At 73.8% G+C, this 6,064-nt stretch carries 7 protein-coding genes; 1 reads left to right on the top strand and 6 read right to left on the bottom strand.

Translation table 11 applies throughout. The annotated features are described in order from the left end of the window. Window positions 1–42: 42 nt before the first annotated feature. Both V7E46_RS31855 and V7E46_RS31850 read right to left on the bottom strand, forming a co-directional pair. Window positions 43–237, bottom strand: coding sequence for a DUF397 domain-containing protein (locus V7E46_RS31855; RefSeq protein ID WP_333771664.1), 195 nt, complete (start codon window positions 235–237; stop codon window positions 43–45). Then, window positions 234–1,043 (bottom strand): helix-turn-helix domain-containing protein, encoded by an 810-nt coding sequence (locus V7E46_RS31850; RefSeq protein ID WP_333771663.1) that lies wholly within the window; start codon window positions 1,041–1,043, stop codon window positions 234–236. Before V7E46_RS31850 ends, V7E46_RS31855 begins: the two co-directional genes overlap by 4 nt. Before the next feature lie 273 nt (window positions 1,044–1,316). Between V7E46_RS31850 and V7E46_RS31845 the strand changes: the two genes are divergently transcribed. Then, window positions 1,317–2,162 (top strand): SDR family oxidoreductase, encoded by an 846-nt coding sequence (locus V7E46_RS31845; protein WP_333771662.1) that lies wholly within the window; start codon window positions 1,317–1,319, stop codon window positions 2,160–2,162. 24 nt (window positions 2,163–2,186) lie between these two features. On the opposite strand, the gene V7E46_RS31840 is transcribed toward V7E46_RS31845, so the two are convergent. The 4 genes from V7E46_RS31840 to V7E46_RS31825 form a co-directional block, all read right to left on the bottom strand. Then, on the bottom strand, window positions 2,187–2,909 hold the full coding sequence (locus tag V7E46_RS31840; protein WP_333771661.1) for a class F sortase: 723 nt from the start codon (window positions 2,907–2,909) through the stop codon (window positions 2,187–2,189). Between the two features lie 5 nt (window positions 2,910–2,914). Next, window positions 2,915–3,601, bottom strand: a complete 687-nt coding sequence (locus V7E46_RS31835; protein WP_333771660.1) for a hypothetical protein — start codon at window positions 3,599–3,601, stop codon at window positions 2,915–2,917. A gap of 120 nt (window positions 3,602–3,721) precedes the next feature. Continuing rightward, window positions 3,722–4,501, bottom strand: coding sequence for an HAD-IIA family hydrolase (locus tag V7E46_RS31830; protein WP_333771659.1), 780 nt, complete (start codon window positions 4,499–4,501; stop codon window positions 3,722–3,724). Window positions 4,502–4,789: 288 nt separating this feature from the next. Beyond that, window positions 4,790–5,860: an ROK family transcriptional regulator gene (locus V7E46_RS31825; RefSeq protein ID WP_333771658.1), complete on the bottom strand. Its 1,071-nt coding sequence runs from the start codon at window positions 5,858–5,860 to the stop codon at window positions 4,790–4,792. Window positions 5,861–6,064 lie beyond the last annotated feature (204 nt).

Below are 6,064 nucleotides of genomic sequence, written 5' to 3'. Positions count from 1 at the left end.
CCACCGCGAAGTCACCCGGGCGGGGGCGTGCCCCCGGGGTGGTCAGGCCGGGAGCGGCTGCTCCGCGGCGAACGACACGAAGCTCGCCCAGGCACCGAGTTCAATCGCCAACTGCGGGCCCGACGTGTCCTTGGAGTCCCGCACGTGGACCATCCCGGAGGACGCGGCCACCTCGACGCAGTCGCCGCCCCCGGTGCCGCTGTAACTGGACTTGAACCACGCCAGCTCGGTGTTCATAGCTCCTCCGCCAGGTTGCCGATGAAATCCGCGGACTCCTCGGGACCGAGGGCCGCCTGCAGGATCATCGCATAGCGCCGGGTGACGGTACTCACCGTCGCGGCGTCCGCTTTGAGCACACCTGTCGTCTGGCCCTCCTCGTACGACAGGCACTCGTGTTCCGGCGTCTCAAGCAGCACGATCGGGCCGTTCATGCCGGGGTTCGGACGGCCGAAACGCAGCACCTGCACGGTGACATTGCGCCGCTGCCCCATCTCCATGAGGTGCAGCAGCTGCCGCCGATACGCGTCGCCTTCGGTCACCGCATTGTGGAACACGGTCTCTCCGATGATGAAGTTGAAGGACTTCGTCACCGTGTCCAGCAGGCCCTGGCGCTCCATGCGTCCGCGGGTCCGCTCCTCGATGACCTCGTCCTCCAGCGACGGCCAGTGGACGGCGAACAGGGCACGGACTGTCTCCTCGGTCTGGAGGAGGCCGGGGATCAGCTGCGGCTGGAATGAGCTGAGGACGACGGCCTCGGCCTCGTAGCGGATGAAGTCCCGGGAGAAGGACTCGAACGGTTCGGGCTTGAGGAACGGCACCGCCGCCAGCAGCAGGCCCTGCGCGCCGCACAGGGCGTCGGCGACCTCAAGCAGTCTCAGGCTGGGCCTGCGGCGGCCCAGCTCCATCGACTTGACGGTCTCGTACTCGTAGTTCGACTCCTTGGCGAGCGCGTCGCGCGTCACCCCGGCGCGTTCGCGCCACAACTTGCACTGACTGCCGCAGTAGCGCCAGCCGATCGGCGGCTGGGAATTGTCCGACGTCATCAGCGTGGACCGCCCTTCGTGGTGCAGGAGGCTACGGCGATTTCCGCAGCTGGTTCCGGCCACCAACGATAGCCACTCACCTACGCACCGTGAGCGCGAACTAACTGAATACTACGCAACTAGTAGTGAGGATCTGACTAGTTCCGCTCCGGCGCACCACCTCCGCCAAGTGGCCGCCCCCGAAGGCGCTCCGGCACCAGGCCACCTAGCGTGGCGCGCGTACGCACGACCCGGAAAGTGGACCTCGCCGACGCGCGGGAAAGGCGTGACGACATGGCTGGACCGATCCTCATCACCGGTGCGGGCAGCGGCTTCGGCAAGGAGGTCGCGCTGCGGCTCGCGGCGGCAGGACACGAGGTGATCGCGGGCGTGGAGATCATCGCCCAGGTCAGCGCGGTCCGCGCCGGGGCGCGGGAGCGGGGGGTCGAGCTGCGCGTCGAGAAGCTGGACGTCACCGACCCCGGCGACCGCGAGAACGCCTGGACCTGGGACGTCGAGGTCCTGCTCAACAACGCCGGGGTCTCCGAGGGCGGTGCCACCGCCGACATCCCCGAGGAGCGGCTGCGCCGCCAGTTCGAGGTGAACGTCTTCGGTCCGGTCCTGCTCACACAGGGCATCGCCCGCCGGATGGCGGCCCGCCGCAGTGGGCACATCGTGTTCATGTCCTCGGTCGCCGGCCTCACGGTCGACCCGTTCACCGGCGCCTACGCCGGGTCCAAGCACGCGGTGGAGGCGTTCGCCGACGCGCTCGACCAGGAACTCGCCGAATTCGGCGTCACGGTGGCGACGATCAACCCCGGCCCCTTCCTCACCGGCTTCAACGACACCATGTTCGAGACGTGGAAGGAATGGCGCGACGATCCCGCCGACCGCCTCTTCGACTACGCCGAACTCGCCTTCCCCCACGAGCAGTACGACCCCGAACCGGTCTACCGGCAGACCGTCAGGGTGCTCCTCCGCGAGGACCGCCGCTACCGGAATCTGCTGCCCGCCGAAATGGAGCCGCAGACCCGCGAACAGGTCGACGCCCTGTGGGAACGGCAGCTCAACGACGGGCGCCGCCCGGACGCCCTCCAGAAGGCGTACGACCTCACGCCCGGCACGCATGTCGGATTCTGACCGGCCCCCGACGGCGGCGGAAGGTCAGGCCGGGCGGGACCCTGTCAGCGCGGCGACGACGACGACATTGGCCGAATACGTCTGCGCGGCCCTGTCGAAGTCCCCGCCGCAGGTGATGAGGCGGAGTTCCGGCCTGCTCCCGGACCCGTAGACGCGCTTCGCGTCGAAGTGGGCCTTCTGCACGACCTCCACCGCCTCGACGGAGAATTCCGCCGCCGTCCCGTCGTCCCGGGCGACGTCCACCCGCGCCCCGCGCCGAATCGTGCTGAGGCCGTAGAAGACCGCGGCCCGCGTCTCGGTGTCGACGTGGCCGACGACGATCGCGGCTCCGGCCGCGCCGGGCGGCGGGCCGTCGCGGTACCAGCCGGCGACATCGGGGGCGGAGTAGGGCGGCGGGTCCACCGCGCCGTCCTTGAGCCCGCGGCCGACCAGCTTCGCGTGGATGCCGACGGACGGGATGTCGATCCGCAGCGGCACGGCGTCGCGCAGCGGCGCGTGGGGGGCGTACACCCGCGCGGGCCGGTCCACGGCGGCGGCGGAGAGGCCGCGGACGCCGGGTGGTGTGGTGAGCGCGCCATGGCTGCCGGGGCCGCCGATTCCTCCGGGACCGCCGAGGCTGCCGGGGCCGCCCTGACCGAACAGCCAGGCCGCCAGCAGGATCAGGCCGAGCACGACGGCCGCCCACGTTCTGCGGGGGTCGGTGCCGCCCGGAGCGCCGGCGCCGGCCTCGTCCGCCCCCACCGCCATGCCGGTCAGCCGCGTGCGGTGCTGCGGCGGCGGATCGCCAGGCCGGCCAGACCGACCAACGCGACACCCCCGGTGGCGAGCAGCGGGCCGGTGCTGGTGCCGGCCGCCGCGGGTCCCGCGGCGAGCTGGGCGGTACCGCCGCCGCCCGCCGGGACGGGGGCGACCGGGCCGCGCGGGCCGCCGCCCGCCGTCACGGTGACGGTCGCGGACGCGGAGCTGGCGGAACCGTTGCACTGGACGGAGACGGCGTAGGAGCCGTCCCGCGCGTCGGACTTGATGAAGGCCGTGCCGTCCCATCCGCCGGAGCCGTCACCGGACGGCGCCAGGGTGACCGCGTCGACGAAGACCTCGGCGCTGGCCTTGGCCTTCGCGCCGGACGTGCAGGAGGCCTTGAGGTGCAGGGCGACGGTCCCGCCGGGGGCGACCGTGGCGGGCGAGACGTCCATGCCGGAGGCGGACGCGCCGGACGGGACCGACTCACCGGACGCGTCGGGGGCGCCAGACCCGCCGGGCTCGGCAGACGCGCCGAAGTCGCCGGCCGCGCCGGACTCGCCCGACGAGGACGAGGAGGCGGCCGGTCCTCCGGCTCCCTCGTCGGCGAGCGCCCGACCCGGCAGTCCCGTCACCCCGCCGACGGCGAGGACGCCGAGGGCACCTGCCGCGGCGACGACGGGCAGTTTCAGACCAAACATGAGGACCTCCGCTCGGCCGGGGGCGGGGACTCGCGCCCGGTACCTACGAAGATTCCGCCGGCCCGCCGCGCGTGCACGCGCGGTGACCCGTCAGGGTGACATCCGCACCACGGACGGTGATCAGATCTCGTTGACCAGATCCGCGATGGACTCGACGACCCGGGACGGCTTGAAGGGGTAGCGCTCGATGTCGGGCACGGCGGTCAGGCCGGTGAGCACCAGGAAGGTGGTCATGCCGGACTCCAGCCCGGCCAGCACGTCGGTGTCCATCCGGTCGCCGATCATCGCGCTGGTCTCGGAGTGCGCGCCGATCGCGTTCAGCCCGGCCCGCATCATCAGCGGGTTGGGCTTGCCGACGAAGTACGGCTCCTGCCCGGTGGCCTTGGTGATCAGCGCGGCGACCGAGCCGGTCGCGGGCAGTACGCCCTCGGGCGAGGGGCCGGTCTCGTCCGGGTTGGTGGCGATGAAGCGGGCGCCGCCGCGGATCAGCCGGATGGCCTTGGTGAGCGCCTCGAAGCTGTACGTACGGGTCTCGCCGAGGACGACGTAGTCGGGGTCCTGGTCGGTGAGGATGTAGCCGACGTCGTGCAGGGCGGTGGTCAGGCCCGCCTCGCCGATGACGTAGGCGGTGCCGCCGGGCCGCTGGTCGTCCAGGAATTTCGCGGTGGCCAGCGCCGACGTCCAGATGTTCGCGACGGGCACGTCCAGGCCCATCCGGGACAGCCGGGCGTGCAGGTCGCGCGGGGTGTAGATGGAGTTGTTGGTGAGCACCAGGAAGGGCTTGCCCGATTCCTTGAGGCCCTTGATGAAGGCGTCGGCGCCGGGGATCGGCGTGCCCTCGTGGATCAGCACCCCGTCCATGTCGGTCAGCCACGAGTCGATGGGCCTGCGGGTCGACACCGGTCGGTCTCCTGTCGCTGTGCTTGTCGCTTGTGCCTGTCGTCATACGTGTCGCTTGTGCCCGTCGCCGTACGCCGTACGCGGTACGGATCGCGCCGCGGCCGGGTCGCGCGGCACCCGGTGCCCCAGCGTAACCGGGGCGCGTGCGGGCCGCCCCGGGCGTCTCGCGTGCTGGTCGCGGGGGTGCCGGCGCGGGGCCGCCGGCGCCGCGGGGGCCGCCGGCCGGGTGTCAGCGCGGGGCGCCTGCCGGCGAGGCGGAGCCGACGCAGCCGCCGCGGGGGCCGGGTGTCAGCGCAGGGCGGCGCGGGCGAAGAGCGGGGACAAGGCCAGCAGGGCGGCGCCCTCGGCGACCGCGCGCGGGCCGGCCGCGGCGAAGCCGACAGGCACCGGGCCGACGGCGGCGCGGACCCCGGCGCGGAAGACGGCGGGGTCGGCCAGGACCGTACGGCCGCCGAGCACGATCCGCTCCACGTCGAGCAGCGCCACCAGATTCGCGGCGCCCACGCCGAGCAGCCGGGCCGCGCCGCCGGTGTCCGCGCGGGCGACCGCGGCCAGGCACAGCGCCTCCAGGCAGCCGCGCTTGCCGCACTTGCAGGGCGGCCCGTCGAGCTGCACCACCTGGTGGCCGAACTCGCCCGCCCCGGCCCGCCCGCCGCGGTGCAGCCCGCCGTCGAGCACGAGCGCGGCGCCCAGGCCCGTACCGAGGTGCAGGTACCCGAACGACGTGGCGCCCGGGACGGGTTGCGGTTCGGCCAGGACGGACAGGGCCGCCGTGTTGGTGTTCTTGTCGACCGCCACCGGCAGGCCGAGCCCGCGGGCCAGCTCCGTACGCAGGGGGCAGCCCGACCAGTGCGGGAAGCCGGTGACCTCGTGCAGGGTGCCGGTGCGGTGGTCCAGCGGGCCGCGGATGCCGACGCCCACGCCGAGCACCGGGGCCGGGGCCAGGCCCACTGCCGTACGCAGCTCGCGGACCATCGCGGCCAGGCCCGCGGGCACGGGCAGCGCGAGGTCGAGCGGCGCGGTGTGCTCGGCGACCGTACGCCCGGCGAGGTCGGCCACGACGGCGGTCAGCGTCTCGCCGTCGAGGTGCGCCCCGACCGCGCACCTCGCCCCGGCCGCGAGCCGCAGCTCGGTGAGCGGCTTCCCGCCGGTCGAGGCCCGCCGCCCGGCGTCCTCGGCGAGTCCGTCCGCCCGCAGCCGCGCGGTGATCTTGCTGACCGCCTGCGGGGTGAGCCCGGTCCGCTCGGCCAGTTCGAGCCGGCTGATCCCCCCGCTCCCGGGCGCCATGGCGGCGCCCCGCAGCAGCCCGAGGACGAGCGCGGCATTGTGACTCCGGAGGGCGGGCAGGTTGGCCCCCATTCCCTGCCCGGGCCCCTGTGCGGGGGCGGGCGCCGGTCCGGGTGCGGGGCTTGCACCCGGGCCGGGCGGCGGCCCGGGTGCCGGGCCGGAGGGCAGGCCTGGACCCGGTGCGGCGCCGGCGTGCGGGCGGGAGGTCCCGGGCGCAGGACCGGGGGCCACGCCGAATGCCCGCACCGGCGCGGCGCCGGGACGGGGGGTGGGCGT

It is taken from the genome of Streptomyces sp. IBSBF 2435 (genome assembly GCF_036815005.1).
GTDB lineage: Bacteria > Actinomycetota > Actinomycetes > Streptomycetales > Streptomycetaceae > Actinacidiphila.
This window is presented reverse-complemented; position numbering and strand designations above follow the sequence as displayed.

Coding starts and splice junctions, on each gene's coding strand:
- V7E46_RS31855 (WP_333771664.1), bottom strand. CDS start 237: ATGAACACCGAGCTGGCGTGGTTCAAGTCCAGTTACAGCGGCACCGGG.
- V7E46_RS31840 (WP_333771661.1), bottom strand. CDS start 2,909: ATGGCGGTGGGGGCGGACGAGGCCGGCGCCGGCGCTCCGGGCGGCACC.
- V7E46_RS31850 (WP_333771663.1), bottom strand. CDS start 1,043: ATGACGTCGGACAATTCCCAGCCGCCGATCGGCTGGCGCTACTGCGGC.
- V7E46_RS31845 (WP_333771662.1), top strand. CDS start 1,317: ATGGCTGGACCGATCCTCATCACCGGTGCGGGCAGCGGCTTCGGCAAG.
- V7E46_RS31835 (WP_333771660.1), bottom strand. CDS start 3,601: ATGTTTGGTCTGAAACTGCCCGTCGTCGCCGCGGCAGGTGCCCTCGGC.
- V7E46_RS31825 (WP_333771658.1), bottom strand. CDS start 5,860: ATGGGGGCCAACCTGCCCGCCCTCCGGAGTCACAATGCCGCGCTCGTC.